Origin of the sequence: Actinomadura nitritigenes, from assembly GCF_017573545.1 — a bacterium.
In the GTDB taxonomy this organism is placed as follows: Bacteria; Actinomycetota; Actinomycetes; order Streptosporangiales; family Streptosporangiaceae; genus Spirillospora; species Spirillospora nitritigenes.
The window spans coordinates 1-16,991 of sequence record NZ_JAGEOK010000019.1 but is presented as its reverse complement, the minus strand read 5'-3'; the positions used below and the strand labels follow the sequence as shown (position 1 = coordinate 16,991).

Here is a 16,991-nt window from a genome sequence, read left to right as displayed (position 1 = left end):
GTGCCGAAGGTCCCGCCCGGGAGGGCTGGAGGACCCGTCTCGGCGGTCAGGCGGGGGCGACCACGGCGACGGGGCACCGGGAGCGGTGCAGCATCGCGTGGCCGACGGATCCGAGCAGCAGTCCGGTGAATCCGCCGCGCCCCCGCGAACCCACCACGAGCAGGTCCGCCTGCTCGGAGGCGCGTACCAGCGCCGGTGCGGCGCGGCCGTGGACGACCTCTGGGACGACCTCGACGTCGGGGAACTTCGCGCGCCATCCGGACAGGCATTCGCTGAGGACGCGCTCCTCCCCCTTCGTGACCACCTCCGGGTCATAGACCAGGGGCTGCATGTCTCCGGGGCCCGTCGAGATCGGGTGCGGCCAGGCGAGCACGGCATGCAGCCGGGCTCTGCGGACGGAGGCCTCTCCGAAGGCGAATCCGACCGCTTCCGTGGAGGCCGGCGAACCGTCCACGCCGAGCGCGACCTCGCCGTACTCCTCGGACGGCGCGTCGCGGACGACGACGGCCGGGCAGCGTGCGTGAGAGGCGACCTGGAACGCCACCGACCCCAGGACGAGCCCTCCGACGCCTCCTCGGCCGCGGGAGCCGACCACGAGCATCAGCGCGTCCTGGGCCCTGTCGACGAGCAGCTCGGCGGCCTGCCCGCCGATCTGCTCCCCTGTGACGTCCAGGCCGGGGGCACGTTCGCCCGCCCGGTCGACCGCGTATCCGACGATGTCCTCACCGCCGTACAGCAGCCATGCCCGCATCGCCCCCGCCCGGGGGTCGACGGGCACGTCGAACAGCCACGGCGTGACGACGTACAGGATCCGCAGCGGGGCGTTCCGGCGGACCGCCTCGTCCGCCGCCCAGTCCACGGCGCGCAGGCTCTGCTTGGATCCGTCGACCCCGACGACGATGCCGTTCATGCGCTCACCGCCCTCAGGTCGTCGGCGATGGCGTCCGTCCATGCGCGGACGCGGTCGCGGTCGCGGTGGTCGCCGCTCGCCCGCTGGGCGATCCGGGAGGCCAGGAACCCGCGGGCACCGGGGTCGAGCCGGCCGCCGAACGTGGCGTGCCCCCGCGCGCCGACGTGCCGGGCGACCTTGGCCACGCCCGGCACCGGGGCGATCTCCCGCTCCTCGGCCGAACGGTCGAGGGGACCGCTGCTGAACAGCCACACCGGCCGATCCGCCAGGGCCCCGGCGTGGTGGCGGGCGAAACGGCGCGCCTCCCGGTGCCAGCGCCCGGCGTAGAGGGCGCCGCCGAGGACGACGGCGTCGAAGCCGTCGAGCGTCGTGACGTCCCCGGCCGGGCTGACCTGTGCGTCCACCCCCGTGCGCAGCAGTTCGGCGCCGATCCACTCGGCGATCTCAGCGGTGCCCCCGCGTTCGGACGCGTACGCCACCAGCACCTTCATGGTCTCTCCCCTCACTGCCCGGGGCGGCCCTTCAGGCCCCTCGGTAGGGCCTGTCGTCGGAGTCGTCGTGGCGGCCCGGACCGCGGCCGGCGAGATAGAAGACGGCGACGAGGAACGTCACTCCGAGAACCACCAGAACGATCATCGAAATGCCCAGTAGGAGCGTGCCCGCCGGCATCGCGGTCACCTCGTTCCGTGCTCGCTTCGCGGCCGGCACCGCCCGGCGGCGGCCGGTGCCGGCGTGGAGGCACGGCTTCGTCAGCCGTGCGCGCCGCTCGGCGCGTGCTGTTCGATCACGGCGTCCGAGGCGGGGTAGTAGGTGCTCTCATGACCGTCGTCCCAGCGGACGACGTAGGGCGGCTCGCCGTCGTGGCCGTGCACGTCGAGGATCAGCGCCTTGCGGGTCGGCTCCCCCACCTGGTGGCCGCGAACGATCACCCAGTCGCCCTTGTTCGCCTTCATGTCGTCTCCTTCGTCAGCCCGTCGGCCGGTTCTCACCGACACCTCCAGCGTGGTCACGGGCGGTTCCCGGATGCAGGGGCCGAAGGTCCCGGCTTCATCGGTGCCTACGTCCCCCGGGCTCCGCGCGGGCCGGAACGGGCCCTACGGCCCTGTTCCCGCCCCCACGCCGCGGCTGCAATGGAAGGGAGAGCGGAGTCAGGCACGACCGAGGGGGCGAGCAACCGTGAACGCAGGTCGCATGAAGGAGGCGGCGGGCACGAACACGCCGCGAATCTCACAGATCGTCATTCTCATCGGCGGACCCGAGGAAGCGCGGCGCACCGGCGGCAGGGTGATCGCACCGGCGCGCCTGCTGCGTGCCTGGCGCCGGCTCACGATGCTCGACGAGGAGATGCACGCCGGTCCTCACGACGAGGAGGAGGACCGCCGGATCGGCCGGCTGTTCGACCGTCTGCGGGACGAGATCCTCGCGTCGGTGTCGGCGCCGCTGGCCGAGGAGGCGCGCCTGCTGATCCCCGCGCTGAGCGAGCATTCCGGCCCGGTGGAGACCCGGCTGGCCTGCTCCGGCGCGCTGGGCTGGCTCGACAGCCTGGTGACCTCCATGCTCATGCAGCTCGGAACGCAGGCGACGCGGATGTCGGCCGGCCGCCGGCCGGCACCGGACAGGCCCTTCCGGGACGCGGACGCGTGACGCCCCCGGCGCCCGAGATCCCGGACTTCCACGGACGCGCAGGGGACTTTGGTCCCTGGAGCCGGCTCCGCCCCTCGTCAGAGGCTTGAGAAAGCCGCGCGGCGAGCGGACAGGAGACGATTCCATGAACATGACGACCGGACGGCCCACGCCGTCCACGCAGCTTCGGACCACGGTCCGGCCCGGGTCGCCCCAACGCGTCGCCGTGGCCGGAGAGCTCGACATCCTCACGGCCGCGCACCTGGAAGGCCTGCTCACCGAGATCATCGAGAACGGCCCACCGCGGGTCGAGATCGACGCCCGCGACCTCACGTTCTGCGACGCCACCGGCCTCCAGGCGCTGGTCGCCGCCGACGAGATCGCCATGCGGCGCGGCGGCGGCCTCACGCTGACCGACGCCCCGCCGCTGCTGCGCAGGATCCTGCGCATCACCGGCCTCGACCGGCGCTTCCCCGTGGGCGAGCGGACCGGAGGCGGGCGCCCGGCATGATCACGGTGATCGAGACCCTGGGCCTCGCTCGACGCTGCTGTTTGGGCTGAGCCTGGTGATCGATCCCGTGGGTGTTCGAACGCCCTGGACAAGTTCACGCCACCGGGCGCCCTGGTCGACCGCTACTGGGCGTCGCGTTCCTGTTCGTCGCCGCCATCGTCGCCCTGATCCCCGCCGGCCGGCTCACCGCTCTGACGGCCGAGGAGACCTCCGGCCGGACGGCCCACGTCCTCTCGGGCATCGCGGCATGGCTCGGCGCCGCTATGCGCGGCACCGGCGTCCTGGCATGCGTCCTCAAGAAGGGACGGGACATCCGCCTCCCCTGACGTGCCCGATGCCGGACGCCCCGGCCTCGGCCGCGGTCCGGATCCACGCCTCCTCGCCCAGGCGCGCACGACCGCTCGCACCGACTCCACGCGAGTGGCACACCGCTCAGCCGGCCGCGGCGCGGCGGCGGCGGAACCACCGGCGCAGTTCGTCGGTGCCCCAGACGATGAAGGGGAACACGGCGATGATGCCCAGGACGTCCGCAGGCAGGGCCGCCGTGCCGAAGAGGTGCTGGAAGGGCGGGAGGTAGATCAGGGCCGCGGCGAAGAGGAGTTCGAAGCCGATCCCCGCGAGCAGCAGGGGGTTGGACGTGAGGCCGACCTGGCGCAGCGACGCGTGGTCGGTGCGGGACGCCATGGCGGTGCCGATCTGGCAGGTGACCAGCCCGGCGAAGGTCGCCGTGGTCGCCGCCAGGTAGGCGTGGTGGAGGGCCGTGCCGGAACCTGTGGCGTCACCGGGATGCCAGCCGGCGCGCCACAGCACGTAGAAGAAGACCGACATCACCAGCACGGCGGAGACCAGGCCGAGGTAGCCCCAGGCGCGGATCAGCATGTCCCGGGAGATGACGCCCTGGGAGGACGGCCGGGGCGGGCGGCTCATGATGCCGGGCTCGGCCGGCTCGCGACCGAGCGCCAGGGCGGGCAGCGTCTCGGTGCCGAGGTCGATCGCCAGGATCTGCAGCACGGTGAGCGGCAGAGGGACGAGCCCTCCGCTGAGCGCGAAGATCAGGAAGGGAACGATCTCCGGGATCGCGTGGGCGAAGATGTAGAGGATGAACTTGCGGACGTTGTCGTAGACGCGGCGCCCGGACTCGATCGCCGTCACGATCGTGGCGAAGTTGTCGTCGGTCAGCACCATGGTCGACGCCTCGCGGGCGACGTCGGTGCCGGACCGTCCCATGGCGACGCCGATGTGGGCCTGGTGCAGGGCCGGGGCGTCGTTGGCGCCGTCCCCGGTCATCGCGACGATCTGCCCGTGGGCCCGCAGGGCGTCGGCGACCTTGAGCTTGGTCTCCGGGGAGGAGCGGGCGAAGACGATCTCGGCGGGGCCGGTGAGCAGCTCGTCCAGCTCGTGGTCGTGCACCTCTTCGGACTCGGCGACCACGCGCAGTTCGGGGACGCCGATGCCGACCTCCCGGGCGACGGCCGCAGCCGTGGTCCCGTTGTCGCCGGTGACGATGTGGACGCGCAGGCCCGCATCGTGGCAGCGGCGGACCGCGGCGGCGACCTGGGGACGCGGCGGGTCGTACAGGCCCACCAGCCCGATCAGCCGCAGGTCCTCCTCTGCGTCCTCCCGCTTTTCCGGCACCTGCCGCCCGGAGGGCAGCTCACGGACGGCCACCGCGAGGACCCGCAGGCCCTTCTGGGCGAGCTCGTCGACGGCGGCGAGCATCCGGGTCCGCTGATCATCGGTGAGGTCGGCGTGGCGGAGCACCGACTCCGGGGCGCCCTTGACGGAGATGAGAAGCCGGTCGTCCCGCTCCGCGACCGTGGACATCAGCCGCAGCCGGGCGTCGAAGCGGAAGACCGCGCGGCGGCGGGAATCCCGGTCGGCCAGCCGCTCGGCGACGTCCGGGCCCGCGCCCTCGAAGAGGGCGATCTCGGTCGGGTCCCCCTGCAGTGCGCCGTCCTCGCCACGGGAGACCGTCGTGCAGTCGGTGATCGCCTGTGCCAGGTCCGGCGGCGGCGGGCGGTCCTCCGACGCCGTGACCGTTCCGGCGTCCGGAGTCCAGAAGGTGTGCAGCCGCATCCGGTTCTGGGTGAGCGTGCCGGTCTTGTCGGTGCAGATCACGTTCGTCGACCCGAGGGTCTCGACCGCGCTGAGGCGCTTGACCACCGCGCCCTGCTTGGCCAGGACCCGGACGCCGACCGCCAGGGCGAGCGTGATGGTGGGCAGCAGACCTTCGGGGACGTTGGCGACCAGCAGGCCGATGGCGAACATCAGCGCGTCCCGCAGCGGGAGGCCGACCAGCGCGCCGATCAGCAGGAAGACGACGCCCATGCCGATGGCGACGCCCGCGATCAGCCAGGCGACCTTCTTGACCTGGCTCTCCAGGGGGCTGTCCTGGCGCGGGGCGCGCTGGCTGAGCGCCGCGATGCGGCCGAGCTCGGTGTGCCCGCCGGTGGCGAACACGATCGCCCGCGCCTCTCCCCCGGTGCAGGTCGTCCCGCTGAAGACCAGGTTCGGTTCGCGCAGGAGCGCGATCCCCTCCTGCCCCGGGGCCGCGACGCGCTCGACGGGGGCCGACTCCCCGGTGAGCATGGACATGTCCAGCTCCAGCGCGCCGTCGGTGAGCCGGGCGTCGGCGGGGACCTTGTCGCCCTCTTCGATGACCACCAGGTCACCGGGGACGAGCTCCGCGACGTCGACGGCCTGGCGCCGGCCGTCCCGGACGACTCGGGCCTGTTCGGGCAGGTAGGCGGCCAGTGCCTCGACGGCCCGTTCGGCCTGGTGCTCCTGCAGGAGCGCGAACGCCGCGTTCACCAGGATCACCGCGAGGATCGCCCACCCCAGCACCTGCATCCCGGCGATGAAGGCGAGCGCGCCGGCGCCCCACAGCAGCAGCGCCAGCGGATGCGCCAGCTGGCCCGCGAGCAGCCGGACGAACGACGTCCTCTCGTGCCGGCGCACCTCGTTCGGCCCGTACACCGCGAGCCGGCGGGCCGCCTCGCGCGCCGACAGCCCGCGGTCCCCCGTTCCGAGTTCCTTGCGGAGCAGCGGCAGCGGCTCCTCGGGGTTCGCCGCGGCCGCCGCGTCCGGCTTCGACTCGGGACGCGCGACGGAATGATGTGCCATGGATCTCATGCTCGTCACCCCGTGATCAGCGGGTCAGGGCCGAACGCCGGGCGTGCGGCGGGCCGAAGGTCCTTCAGGCCGTACCCCCGCCGAAACCGGGGTAACTCCCGCGGGAACCGCCGCCCGGAAGAGCGCCGAGATCAACGGAGGCGGCGGAGGTACGGATCCCAGACGCGGCCCGGGGCCAGGCGGATGCGCGCGTCGACGGCCACGACGCCGTCCGGCCGGACGATCGTCGGGTTGAGGTCCAGTTCGGCGATCTCCGGAAGATCGGCCACGAGCCGGGAGAGCCGGAGCAGCGCGTCCCGCAGCGCCGGGAGATCACCGGCGGGCCGGGCGGGATGACCGGCGAGGAGCGCGGACACCCTCGGCTCGCGGGCCAGTTCGCCGGCCTCCCTCTCGGTGAGGGGCGCGAGCCGCGCGGTGCGGTCGGCGAGGGCCTCGGTGTCGACACCGCCGGCCCCGAAGATCACGACGGGGCCGAAGACGTCGTCCTGGACGGCGCCGCACAGGACCTCGACGCCCTCGGCGGCCATCCGCTGCACGATCGCCCCCCGGAGCCGGTCCCCGAACCGGTCGGCCAGCGCCCGGTACGCGTCGCGGACGTCCTCGGGCCCGCGCAGGTCGAGTCGCAGGGCCCCGGCCGCGGTCTTGTGCAGGACGCCCTCGACGTCGGCCTTCACCACCACGGGACCGCCGAGTTCGTCCGCCGCGGCGATCGCCTCCTGCTCGCCGCACGCCCAGCGCCACGGCGCGAGGGGCAGCCCGTAGAGCTCCAGCAGTTCGAACGCCTGGACGGGCGGCAGCCAGCCGCCCTCCGGTACGTCCGCCAGGAAACCGCCGATGAGCCTTGCGGCCTCGCCCGCACGCAGCCCCGGCAGCTCGGGCGGCAGGCCGGGGGCCTGGTCGCGGCGCCGGGCGTAGGACCACGCGTGCGCCAGGGCGCGAGCGGCGCTCTCCGGGTAGGCGTAGCAGGGAACGCCCTGATCGGAGATCAGCACGGTCTCCGGCTGCCCCAGGACCACGGCGGCCACCGGTTTGGCGCAGCCGTCGAGGGCGCTCGTCAGATCCGCCAGCGCCGTCGGCGCCACGACCGCGAGCACGGCGTCCACCGACGGGTCGGCCGCGACCAGCCGGATCGCCTGCTGGAAGGTCTCGGCGGAGACGGCCGCGGTCGTGTCGACGGGATCGGCGACCGAGGAGCACGCGGGCAGCACCGCGGTCAGCCGGCGGCGCGCCGCCGCTCCGAGGGTCGGGACGGTGAGTCCGGCGTCAACGCAGGCGTCGGCGGCCAGGACGCCGGCGCCCCCCGCGTTGGACACGACCGCCACGCGCGGCCCGGCGGGCGGCGCCTGGCTCGCCAGCAGCGCGGCCGCGTCCACCAGCTCGCCGAGGTCGTCGGTCGCGACGATGCCCGCCTGCTCGAACAGGGCCCGGCGGGTGGCCTCCGGCGTGGCGGCGGCGGCCGTGTGCGACGCCGCCGCCTTCGTGCCCGGGCCGGAGCGTCCCGCGAGGACCGTCAGCAGCGGCATGCGGGACGCCACCCGGCGCGCCGTGCGGGCGAACTTGCGCGGGCTTCCGAACGACTCGACGTGCAGCAGGCCGAGCCGCGTGGTCTGCTCCGACTCCCACCACATGAGCATGTCGTTGGCGCTGACGTCGTACTTGTCGCCGAGGGAGGCGAAGGACGACACGCCGATGCCGAGGCGGGAGAGGTGATCGATCAGCGCGATGCCGACGCCGCCCGACTGCACCGCCACCCCGGCGACGCCGGGGGCGGGGCGGCGGGCCGCGAAGGTCGCGTCCAGCTCGGTGCCGGTGTCGGCCACGCCGAGGCAGTTGGGGCCGACGAGCCGGATGCCGTGCTCCCGGCAGGCCGCCAGCAGCTCGCCGCCCTGGTCGGCGGTGAGCCCGGACGTGATCACGACGACGGCCGGGATGCCGAAGGCCCCGCATTCGGCCGCCACGCCGGTGACGGCGTCGGCCGGGACGGTGATGACGGCGAGGTCGACCGGCCCCGGCAGGTCGGACACCGCGGCCACGCACGGCACTCCGTGCAGCTCGGTGCCGGCGGCGTGCGGATTGACCGCGTAGAGCCGCCCCGCGTAGCCGCCCGCCGCGATGTTGCGCAGGACGGACGCGCCCACCGTGCCCGCTCGCCGGCTCGCGCCGACGACCGCGACCGCACGGGGCCTGAACAGCGGCAGGAGGCTGGCGACGTCGGCGCTCCGCTCGCGCTCGGCCACCACGTCCAGGTAATGCTCATCGGACACCAGCGGCATCGTGATCTCGACGACGCCCGATGAGGCGCGGCGCTTGGCGGGCATGCCCGCATCGGCGAAGACCCGCAGCATCGGGCCGTTCTCGGCCAGGGTGTCGGCCCGGAACGCCACGATCCCGTTCTCCCGGGCCAGCGATCCCAGGTGCTCCAGCAGCAGGGTGCCGACACCGCGATGGTGCATCCTGTCGGCGACCGCCATCGCGATCTCGGCTTCGCCGGGCGCGTCGGACGGCTCGTACTCCGCGATGCCGATGAGCTCGCCGCGCAGCCAGACCCCCAGCGCCGCGTGGCCCGAGCCGTCCGGGCGGCAGACCTGATCGGCGATCCGGTCGGCCATCCCCCTGTTCAGCCCGAAGAAGCGCAGGTACAGGCTCTCGTCGCTGAGGTCGCGGTGCAGCGCGCACACCGCCTCGCGATCGGCTTCGGTCAGCTGTCTGATCTCGACCTGCGTGCCGTCGGCCAGGAGCGCGTAGACCTGCCCGGTGGACGTTCGTGCCCTCATGGGCCCAGCCTCCGACGGATGGATCGCGGGGTCAGCACCCGAACGTCACCGCGCCCCGGGACCTTCGGCCCTCGTGACCGCGGCATGCCCGCGGCGGCCGCGCCCAAGCCCCGGCTCGGCGTGTCGCCCGCCATGCAACGGACGGGGCTCTTGCGTCGCGGGCGCCCGGAGCCGCTCAAGGGCCCTCGGCCACCGCGCCGCGGGACCTTGGTCCGGTGTGCCCGGGACCGATGCCCGGCGACTCGCCGGGGTCGCGGGTGATCGGCTGATGGCGCGGCACGCGGGCCGCTCATCGAGGAGGCGCTCATGCGCACGCAACCCGCCCGACGGAGACTGGGGCTGTGGATGGCCTCGGCTCTGGTCGTGGGCAACATGATCGGATCCGGCGTCTTCCTGCTGCCCAGTTCACTGGCCAAGTACGGCCCCATCTCCCTGGTCGCCTGGGTCTTCACGGCCGCCGGCGCCGTCCTGCTGGCGCTGGTGTTCGCGCGGCTGGCCCGCGCCTACCCGAAGACCGGCGGGCCGTACGCCTACGCGCGGCGGGCGTTCGGCGACTTCGTCGGATTCCAGACCGCGTGGGGGTACTGGATCGCGGTGTGGGCCGGGAACGCGGCGATCGCGGTCGCGTTCGTCGGGTACCTCGCGCACTTCTGGCACGCGCTCGGCACGAACAAGCCCCTGGCCGCCGGCGTGGGCCTGGCGGCGATCTGGGTCCTGACGGCCGTCAACGCGTACGGCGTGCGGCAGGGCGGGGTCGTCCAGGTCGTGACGACCGTGGTGAAGCTGGTGCCGCTGCTGCTCATCGCGGTCGGCGGGCTGTTCTTCATCAAGTCCGCCAACTTCGGCCCGTTCAACGCGAGCGGGACCAGCGCCTTCTCGGCGGTCACCGCCGCCGCGGCGCTGACGCTGTGGTCGTTCATCGGCCTGGAGTCGGCGACCGTCCCCGCCGAGGACGTGGAGGACCCCGAGAAGACGATCCCCCGCGCGACCGTGGCCGGCACCGCCGTCACCGCGCTGATCTACATCCTCGGCACCGTCGCCGTCCTCGGGCTCGTCCCGGCGGCGGCCCTGTCGGGCTCCACGGCGCCGTTCGCGGACGCCGCGGACGCCGCGTTCGGCGGCTGGGCGGCCGACCTGGTGGCGGCGGGCGCCGCGATCAGCGCGTTCGGCGCGCTCAACGGCTGGATCCTGCTGCAGGGACAGGTGCCCTACGCCGCGGCGCGCGACGGGCTGTTCCCCCGGTTCTTCGCCCGCACGGGACGCGGCGGAACCCCCGTCGCCGGGCTCGTGGTGTCCAGCGTCCTGGTCACCGTGCTGATGGTCATGAACTACAACAGCAGCCTGGTCGACCAGTTCACCTTCATCATCCTGCTGGCCACCCTCACCACCGTCATCCCGTACGCCTACGCGGCCGCCGCCGAGCTGGTCCTGCTGGCCACCGACCGCGCCGCGTTCTCCGGGCGCCGCCTCTCCGTCGCCGCGGTGATCGCGCTGCTGGCGTTCGGCTACTCGGTCTGGGCGATCGCCGGCGCCGGCTACGAGGTCGTCTACAAGGGCACCCTGCTGATCTTCGCCGGGATGCCCGTCTACGCCTGGCTGAAGTACCGGGAGAACCGCACACCGATCAAGGCCGTGGGCAGCGGGACCGAACCGCCCGCCAAGGCCGCCTGACCCGCCCCACCCGAAAGGACGTCATTCGTGTTCACCGTTTCCTCCGAGGTCGGGCGGCTGCGGCAGGTGCTGCTGCACCGCCCCGACCTGGAACTCCTCCGCCTCACCCCCGGCAACAAGGACGACCTGCTCTTCGACGAGGTGCTGTGGGCCAAGCGCGCCCGCCAGGAGCACGACGTGTTCGCCGACACCCTGCGCGAGCGCGGCGTCCAGGTGCACTACCTCGGCGAGCTGCTGGCCGAGACCCTCAAGATCGAGCAGGCGCGGGCGCACGTGCTCGACCACACGGCGTCCGAGACCGCGCTCGGCCCGACGCTGGCCGGCCCCGTCCGGGCCGCGCTCGACGGCATGGACCCCGACACCCTCGCCCGGCACCTCATCGGCGGGCTGACGAAGGCGGAGATGGGCCTGGCCGTCCACAGCCTGCTGCTCGCCTCGCTCGACGACGGCGACTTCGTCCTGCCGCCGCTGCCGAACCACCTGTTCACCCGAGACCCGTCCGCGTGGGTGTACGGCGGCGTGACGCTGCATCCGATGGCCAAGCCCGCCCGCCGCCGCGAGACCCTGCATCTCAGCGCGATCTACCGGTTCCACCCGATGTTCGCCGAACGGCCCCCGACCATCTGGTATCCGGGCGCGGACTTCGCCCTGCCCACGATCGAGGGCGGCGACGTCCATGTCCTCGGCAACGGGCTGGTCCTGATCGGGATGAGCGAGCGGACCACCCCGCAGGCCATCGAGCTGCTCGCCCAGCGCCTGTTCACCGCCGGCGCCGCCGGACGCGTCATCGCCGCGCAGCTGCCGCGCCGGCGGGCGTTCATGCACCTGGACACCGTCATGACGATGGTCGGCAAGGACGTCTTCACCGTCTACCCCGAGCTGCCGCCGCTGCGCTCCTACACCCTGACGCCGGGGCGCGCGGACGAGGTCGTGGTCCACGAGAACGAGGCGCTGTTCCCCGCGATCGCCCGCGCCCTGGACCTCGCCCACGTCCGCGTCCTGACCGCCGAGCAGGACGTCCGCGCGGCCGAGCGCGAGCAGTGGGACGACGGGAACAACGTCCTGGCCGTCGAACCGGGCGTCGTCGTCGCCTACGAGCGCAACGTCACCACCAACACCATGCTCCGCCGCAACGGCATCGAGGTCGTCACCATTCCGGGCGGCGAGCTCGGCCGCGGACGCGGCGGCCCCCGCTGCATGACCTGCCCCCTCCACCGCGACGAGGTGACCCCGTGAAAGACCTGCTGCGCGTCGGCGACATGAGCGCCCGCGACCTGGCCCTGCTGCTGAAACTGGCCGCCGGGTTCCAGGACGATCCCACCGCCGCAAGCGAACTGCTCGCGGGGCGGATCGTCCCGATGTACTTCGCCAAGCCGTCCACCCGGACCCGCCTGTCCACGGCGGCGGCGGTCGCGCGCCTCGGCGGCGCCCCCGTCACCGTCGGGCCGGACGAGCTGCAGCTGCGGCGCGGGGAGACCATCGGCGACACCGCGCGGGTCATGGGCTCCTACGCCGCCGCGGTCGTCATCCGCACCTTCGCCGACGCCGACGTCGAGGAGCTCGCGGCCGCCGCGCCGATACCGGTGATCAACGCCCTGACCGACGGCCACCACCCCCTCCAGGCCGTCGCGGACCTGCTGACCGTCCAGGAGCACTTCGGCGACCTGCACGGCCGCCGGATCGCCTACGTCGGCGACGGCGCCAACAACGTCGCCCGCAGCCTGACGGAGGCCGCGGCGCTCGCCGGCATGGACATGGCGATCGCGGCTCCGGACGGCCACCTGCCCGGCGAGGAGGCCCTCGCGTCCGCAAGAGCCGAGGCCGGTCGGCACGGCGGAAGCGTCCTCGTGACGCACGATCCCGCCGTGGCCGTCGCCGGCGCGAGCGTGGTGTACACCGACGTCTGGTTGTCGATGGGCGATCCCGAGGAAGAGCGCGCGCACCGCCGCGCCGCGTTCGACGCGTACCAGGTGAACCAGGACCTCATGGACCGCGCCGGTGAGGACGCCGTGTTCATGCACTGCCTGCCCGCCCACCGCGGCGAGGAGGTCACCGCGGCCGTCATCGACGGCGGCCGTTCGCTGGCCTTCCGGCAGGCCGCCAACCGGCTCCCGGCCGCCCAGGCCGTCCTCTACGCCCTCCTGACGGACCAGCTGGAAGGACGCCGATGAGGATCGTCGCCGCGCTCGGAGGCAACGCGCTGCTGCGGCGCGGGGAACCCCTGGACGCCGCCGTCCAGATCGCCCACGTCCGCGAGGCCGTCCGCGGCCTCGCGGCGCTGGCGGAGGGCAACGAGCTGATCGTCACGCACGGGAACGGCCCGCAGGTCGGGTTGCTGGCGATCGAGAGCGCCGCGGACCCGGAGCTCAGCACGCCCTACCCGCTCGACGCGCTCGGCGCCGCGACCCAGGGCATGATCGGCTACTGGCTGATCCGGGAACTCCGCCGCGCACTTCCCGGCCGCGAGGTCGTCGCCCTGCTGACCGAGACCCTGGTCGACCCGGCCGACCCCGCCTTCCGGAACCCGACCAAGTTCATCGGCCGCGGCTGCACGCCGGCCGAGGCCAGGCGGATGCGGGACGATCGGGGCTGGGCGATGCGCCCGGACGGCCGGATGTGGCGACGCGTCGTCCCGTCCCCCGAACCGCGCGACATCGTGGAGCTCGCGACCATGCGGCGGCTCGTCGACGGCGGCTGCGTGGTCATCGCGGCCGGTGGCGGCGGCGTGCCGGTCGACCCGGACCACCATGGCGTCGAGGCGGTCGTCGACAAGGACCTCACGGCCGCCCTCCTCGCGGAGCGCCTGAAGGCGGACACGCTGATGCTGCTCACCGACGTCCCCGCCGTGATGCGCGACCATGGCACGGTGAACGCCCGTCCTGTCGGCACCATCACCCCGGACCGGCTGCGCGCGATGGACCTGCCGAGCGGCTCCATGGGGCCGAAGGCGGAGGCGGCCTGCCGCTTCGCCGAGCATCGGCCCGGCGCCGTCGCGGTCATCGGGTCCCTCGCCGACGCGCCCGCCCTGCTCGCGGGCGGCACGGGCACCAGAATCGAGGCGCCATGACCACCGGACTCCAGATCCTCGACACCGACGCCTGCCTGACACTGCTGCGCAGCGTCGCGGTCGGCCGGATCGCCTGGGCCACCGACGACGGCACCGCGTCCATCCTGCCGGTCAACTTCATCCTGGACGGCACCACCCTGGTGTTCACCACCGCACCCGGCTCCAAAACGGACGCCATCCAGGCCCGACGCCCCCTCACCCTCGAGGCCGACGACCTCGAACCGGCACTGCGAACCGCATGGAGCGTCATCGCCACCGGCCCCGCCGAGATCGTCACCGACCCCACCGACATCCAACGCCTCAAAACACTGCCACTCGCCCCATGGATCCCCGCCCCCGAACCGTTCTTCGTCCGCCTCACCCCCGAAAAGATCACCGGACGCCGCATCCCCCTGCACCCCGGCGGCGTCACCACCGAGCACATCGACCCCCGCGACGAACCGACCTGACGAAGGCCGGACCCGCTCGACGAACACGGAGGGAGCCCTAATGCCGCCGGCCCGCGCGGCCCCGGTGCGGCCGCGCGGAGTCGTCCTCGTCGTAGTCCAGTCGATTGATCACCCTGACGACGCCGTCGACGGAGGCCGTCAGGCGTTCGGCGATCGGGACGAGACTCGCCACGGGCACACGGCCCCGCAGGGTGACCACACCGTCGCGCACGTCGACCTCCACCTCGGCGGGGTCGAGCCAGAGGCTCTGGATGACGATCTCGTGGATCACCTCGTCGTGGATCTCCGCGTCCGCTCTCAGGAAGACGCTCAGCAGGTCGGCACGGCTGACGATGCCGACCGGCCGGCCGTCGGGGTCCACGACCGGGAGCCGCTTGAAGCCGTGGCGGCACATCGACCGCGCCGCTTCGGCGACCGCGGTGTCCGCGGTCGTGGTGACCGCGGGCGAGCTCATGGCCTCACCGGCCGTGGTGGCCTCGGACCGCTGCCGCTCAAGGCGTTGCCTCCGTCCCGGCCCCCCTTGGCCGGCCGCCGCCTTGCGGAGCAGGTCCGCCTCGGTGACCACGCCGATGAGGCGCCCCCCCTCGTCCACGACGGGTGCTCCGCTGATCTCGTGGTCGGCGAGAGCGGTGATCACGTCCTTGAACGAATCGTCGGGCGACACCGTCACGACGTCGGATGTCATGACCGTCTCCACGGTCGGTCGCTTCATCTGCATGAGTCCCTTCAGCGGGATGGGATGACCGCCACCGGGCACTGCGCGTGGTGCATCACTCCGTGGCTGACGGATCCGAGCTGGGGCGAGGTCCAGTGCCAGTCGCGGGCACCGACCACCAGAAGGCGGGCCTCGCGCGAGGCCTTGGACAATGCGGTCACCGGATGCTCCAAGACGATTTCGTCGACGACGTCGACTTCGGGATATCTCCCTTGCAGTGACTGGTAAGCGGTGATGACCGCTTTCCTCAGGTCCGCCTCGATCTGCTCGACGTCGGCGTAACCCGCCTCGATGAAGGTCGCGAGCGTCTGCCACGCGTGGACGACGCGGAGCCGGACACCGTGGAGCACGGCGGCGTCGAAGGCGTAGTCGAGGATCGCGCCGGCGTCTCGCACCGGGTCGATGCCCACGAGTATGTCGCCGCCACGGGCGGCCTCCCCGCGCGCGATCACCACCGGGACGGTGGAGCGCTCGGCCATGCGCAGGCTCGTGCTCCCCAGTTGCAGGTCGGTGAATTCGCCCAGGCCACGGCTTCCCAGGACCAGCTCGAACGCGTTCTCCGACTGTGCTCTCAGGGCCCGCCAGGTCTCCCCGGTCACCAGAACGGTCGTCGTCTCCAGGTCCGGCCACCGCTCCCGGACGCGTTCGTGGGCGGCCGCCAGGAGCATCCTGCCCACCCGGGTAATGGGCCCGGCGTTCTCGGGCTGCGCCGGATGGGGCGTCGTGGACGGCCGACACTCGACGGCATGGACGATGTTCAGGGGACGTCCGCGCACGACGGCTTCAGCGGCGGCCCAGTCGAGGGCGCGCGCCGCCCCATCGGAACCATCGGTGCCGATGACGATCGGGGCGGACATCGATCTCTCCTCATTGACCTCTGCGAGCGGCACGGACAGGCCGCGTGAACGCTTGTTCCCACGTTTCATGGCCTGCTAGTGCCGCCCCAGGGGCAAAGGTCCCTCCTATCGGGCAACCTTTGTCCCGCGAAGAGGAAAGCCACGTCCGGGATCACTCGTGCGCGACCGCGGGAAGAGACCAGCCGGTGCGTCAGGCCGCGCCCGGCCGGCCGCGCAGCGCCGAACTCGCCCGCCCTGGATCTCCTCGATCGCCTTCCGTTGCGCGGTGCCGAGGGTCGCGGGGGCGGCGGGGAACACGCCGTCCTGCTCCGCAAGGAGAAGGTGCACGCGGTCAGTGGGAGGCTCCCGCCGGGGCCGGCGCCTGTTCCAGGAGGCTGAGGCGCGTGGCGTGGAGCCGTTCGACGACGAGTTCCGCGAATCGGCGCGTCAGCTCGTACCCGAGGGCCGTGTCGACCGCACAGAGGGTGCGCGCCAGCCGGGCGTCGAACTCGAGGGCGTCGACCCTCGTGCTCGCGACGGCCCCATAGCTCCATAGACGCGGCTGGAAAAGCCATGACCACCCGAGCACGGACCCGGGTCCCAGGGTCTCGATGACCGCACGCCGATCGGGCAGCTGCAGGTCGACGGTCACCGTCCCGGCGTCGATGATCCAGAATCGCTCAGCAGGCCGCCCCTGCGTGCACATCCGGTGCGCGGCCGGGATCGTGACGCGACGGCCCGCAGTCGCGAGCCTCGTCAGATCGGCCTTCCTCATGCCGCGCAGGAACGGTTCGCGAGCGAGTTCTTCGCCGGTCAGTACGCCCACCGCGCTCACCCCCTGCAATTGCGAGACGCTCCGCGCCCTGCGGAACGGCACGGTCCCCGATCAGCGGCATCGGCCGCCACCAACCACCCCACCACCCGCGCGGGCACGACGCACAGGGCCGAAGGACCCGCCCGTATCCGGGTCGGCACGGGACCGTTCCGGCTCGCCGTTCGGTCCCGCGCCCGTGTCGCCGGCCTGCAGGCCAAGGGATTCGACCGCTGCAGCGGTTTCGGCCGGCGCGTGTTCGGCGCCCGTTTCAGCGGGGAGGCTTCATACGGCGGCTGCACCGTACCGGACACCGCGCGGACCGGATGGTGGCACGGAAGCGAGTACCGGGACCGCGGGGAGCGGGCCGAAGGTCCCGGTGGCGGGGGACGCTCGGCACTGATCTTGCGGCCGGGCGGCTGCGACGCTGGAAGCGACCGAGGGAGGTCGTCAATGCAGATCATGCCCGAACACCGCGCCGTCGTCGTCGGC

At 73.1% G+C, this 16,991-nt stretch carries 16 protein-coding genes; 8 read left to right on the top strand and 8 right to left on the bottom strand.

Annotation, left to right across the window (positions count from 1 at the left end):
* Nucleotides 1-46: 46 nt before the first annotated feature.
* The 3 genes from J4557_RS27900 to J4557_RS27890 form a co-directional block, all read right to left on the bottom strand.
* The gene (locus J4557_RS27900; protein WP_208269719.1) at nucleotides 47-910 is read right to left on the bottom strand and encodes a universal stress protein; all 864 of its coding nucleotides are present in this window, start codon (nucleotides 908-910) and stop codon (nucleotides 47-49) included.
* Nucleotides 907-1,401 carry a flavodoxin domain-containing protein gene (locus tag J4557_RS27895; RefSeq protein WP_208269718.1) on the bottom strand — a complete coding sequence of 165 codons (495 nt, stop codon included), beginning with the start codon at nucleotides 1,399-1,401 and terminating at the stop codon, nucleotides 907-909. The genes J4557_RS27900 and J4557_RS27895 overlap by 4 nt, the downstream gene beginning before the upstream one ends.
* A 258-nt stretch (nucleotides 1,402-1,659) precedes the next feature.
* Nucleotides 1,660-1,863 carry a DUF1918 domain-containing protein gene (locus J4557_RS27890; protein ID WP_208269717.1) on the bottom strand — a complete coding sequence of 68 codons (204 nt, stop codon included), beginning with the start codon at nucleotides 1,861-1,863 and terminating at the stop codon, nucleotides 1,660-1,662.
* Between the two features lie 223 nt (nucleotides 1,864-2,086).
* Between J4557_RS27890 and J4557_RS27885 the strand changes: the two genes are divergently transcribed.
* The 3 genes from J4557_RS27885 (at nucleotide 2,087) to J4557_RS27875 (ending at nucleotide 3,370) form a co-directional block, all read left to right on the top strand.
* Nucleotides 2,087-2,554 carry a hypothetical protein gene (locus tag J4557_RS27885; protein ID WP_208269716.1) on the top strand — a complete coding sequence of 156 codons (468 nt, stop codon included), beginning with the start codon at nucleotides 2,087-2,089 and terminating at the stop codon, nucleotides 2,552-2,554.
* A 124-nt stretch (nucleotides 2,555-2,678) separates the two neighbouring features.
* Complete coding sequence (locus J4557_RS27880) at nucleotides 2,679-3,044, top strand: STAS domain-containing protein (RefSeq protein ID WP_208269715.1); 366 nt, start codon at nucleotides 2,679-2,681, stop codon at nucleotides 3,042-3,044.
* A 71-nt stretch (nucleotides 3,045-3,115) separates the two neighbouring features.
* Nucleotides 3,116-3,370: a hypothetical protein gene (locus J4557_RS27875; RefSeq protein ID WP_208269714.1), complete on the top strand. Its 255-nt coding sequence runs from the start codon at nucleotides 3,116-3,118 to the stop codon at nucleotides 3,368-3,370.
* Between the two features lie 106 nt (nucleotides 3,371-3,476).
* Here J4557_RS27875 and J4557_RS27870 read toward each other — a convergent pair whose 3' ends face one another.
* Together J4557_RS27870 and J4557_RS27865 are read right to left on the bottom strand one after the other, a co-directional pair.
* On the bottom strand, nucleotides 3,477-6,167 hold the full coding sequence (locus J4557_RS27870; protein ID WP_208269713.1) for a cation-translocating P-type ATPase: 2,691 nt from the start codon (nucleotides 6,165-6,167) through the stop codon (nucleotides 3,477-3,479).
* A 140-nt stretch (nucleotides 6,168-6,307) separates the two neighbouring features.
* On the bottom strand, nucleotides 6,308-8,950 hold the full coding sequence (locus tag J4557_RS27865) for a bifunctional acetate--CoA ligase family protein/GNAT family N-acetyltransferase (protein ID WP_208269712.1): 2,643 nt from the start codon (nucleotides 8,948-8,950) through the stop codon (nucleotides 6,308-6,310).
* 306 nt (nucleotides 8,951-9,256) lie between these two features.
* On the opposite strand from J4557_RS27865, the gene J4557_RS27860 reads away from it, so the two are divergent.
* Genes J4557_RS27860 through J4557_RS27840 form a run of 5 tightly spaced genes read left to right on the top strand, consistent with a single transcriptional unit; the run spans nucleotide 9,257 to nucleotide 14,137 of the window.
* Complete coding sequence (locus J4557_RS27860; RefSeq protein WP_208269711.1) at nucleotides 9,257-10,621, top strand: amino acid permease; 1,365 nt, start codon at nucleotides 9,257-9,259, stop codon at nucleotides 10,619-10,621.
* Between the two features lie 27 nt (nucleotides 10,622-10,648).
* Nucleotides 10,649-11,857, top strand: coding sequence for an arginine deiminase (locus J4557_RS27855; RefSeq protein ID WP_208269710.1), 1,209 nt, complete (start codon nucleotides 10,649-10,651; stop codon nucleotides 11,855-11,857).
* Entirely contained in the window at nucleotides 11,854-12,792 is a 939-nt protein-coding gene (argF, locus tag J4557_RS27850) for an ornithine carbamoyltransferase (RefSeq protein WP_208269709.1), read from the top strand. The genes J4557_RS27855 and argF overlap by 4 nt, the downstream gene beginning before the upstream one ends.
* The gene (locus J4557_RS27845; RefSeq protein WP_208269708.1) at nucleotides 12,789-13,688 is read left to right on the top strand and encodes a carbamate kinase; all 900 of its coding nucleotides are present in this window, start codon (nucleotides 12,789-12,791) and stop codon (nucleotides 13,686-13,688) included. Before argF ends, J4557_RS27845 begins: the two co-directional genes overlap by 4 nt.
* Nucleotides 13,685-14,137, top strand: coding sequence for a pyridoxamine 5'-phosphate oxidase family protein (locus J4557_RS27840; RefSeq protein ID WP_208269707.1), 453 nt, complete (start codon nucleotides 13,685-13,687; stop codon nucleotides 14,135-14,137). Before J4557_RS27845 ends, J4557_RS27840 begins: the two co-directional genes overlap by 4 nt.
* 37 nt (nucleotides 14,138-14,174) lie before the next feature.
* On the opposite strand, the gene J4557_RS27835 is transcribed toward J4557_RS27840, so the two are convergent.
* The 3 genes from J4557_RS27835 to J4557_RS27825 form a co-directional block, all read right to left on the bottom strand.
* Nucleotides 14,175-14,822, bottom strand: a complete 648-nt coding sequence (locus J4557_RS27835; RefSeq protein WP_243776456.1) for a CBS domain-containing protein — start codon at nucleotides 14,820-14,822, stop codon at nucleotides 14,175-14,177.
* 41 nt (nucleotides 14,823-14,863) lie between these two features.
* Nucleotides 14,864-15,709 carry a universal stress protein gene (locus tag J4557_RS27830; RefSeq protein ID WP_208269705.1) on the bottom strand — a complete coding sequence of 282 codons (846 nt, stop codon included), beginning with the start codon at nucleotides 15,707-15,709 and terminating at the stop codon, nucleotides 14,864-14,866.
* A gap of 331 nt (nucleotides 15,710-16,040) precedes the next feature.
* The gene (locus tag J4557_RS27825; RefSeq protein WP_208269704.1) at nucleotides 16,041-16,514 is read right to left on the bottom strand and encodes a cyclic nucleotide-binding domain-containing protein; all 474 of its coding nucleotides are present in this window, start codon (nucleotides 16,512-16,514) and stop codon (nucleotides 16,041-16,043) included.
* Between the last annotated feature and the right edge of the window lie 477 nt (nucleotides 16,515-16,991).

Excerpts from the sequence above, each read along its gene's own strand:
- J4557_RS27865 (WP_208269712.1), bottom strand. The coding sequence starts at position 8,950 with ATGAGGGCACGAACGTCCACCGGGCAGGTCTACGCGCTCCTGGCCGAC.
- J4557_RS27890 (WP_208269717.1), bottom strand. The coding sequence starts at position 1,863 with ATGAAGGCGAACAAGGGCGACTGGGTGATCGTTCGCGGCCACCAGGTG.
- J4557_RS27840 (WP_208269707.1), top strand. The coding sequence starts at position 13,685 with ATGACCACCGGACTCCAGATCCTCGACACCGACGCCTGCCTGACACTG.
- J4557_RS27870 (WP_208269713.1), bottom strand. The coding sequence starts at position 6,167 with ATGGCACATCATTCCGTCGCGCGTCCCGAGTCGAAGCCGGACGCGGCG.
- J4557_RS27860 (WP_208269711.1), top strand. The coding sequence starts at position 9,257 with ATGCGCACGCAACCCGCCCGACGGAGACTGGGGCTGTGGATGGCCTCG.
- J4557_RS27900 (WP_208269719.1), bottom strand. The coding sequence starts at position 910 with ATGAACGGCATCGTCGTCGGGGTCGACGGATCCAAGCAGAGCCTGCGC.
- J4557_RS27845 (WP_208269708.1), top strand. The coding sequence starts at position 12,789 with ATGAGGATCGTCGCCGCGCTCGGAGGCAACGCGCTGCTGCGGCGCGGG.
- J4557_RS27895 (WP_208269718.1), bottom strand. The coding sequence starts at position 1,401 with ATGAAGGTGCTGGTGGCGTACGCGTCCGAACGCGGGGGCACCGCTGAG.
- J4557_RS27835 (WP_243776456.1), bottom strand. The coding sequence starts at position 14,822 with ATGACATCCGACGTCGTGACGGTGTCGCCCGACGATTCGTTCAAGGAC.
- J4557_RS27830 (WP_208269705.1), bottom strand. The coding sequence starts at position 15,709 with ATGTCCGCCCCGATCGTCATCGGCACCGATGGTTCCGATGGGGCGGCG.
- J4557_RS27880 (WP_208269715.1), top strand. The coding sequence starts at position 2,679 with ATGAACATGACGACCGGACGGCCCACGCCGTCCACGCAGCTTCGGACC.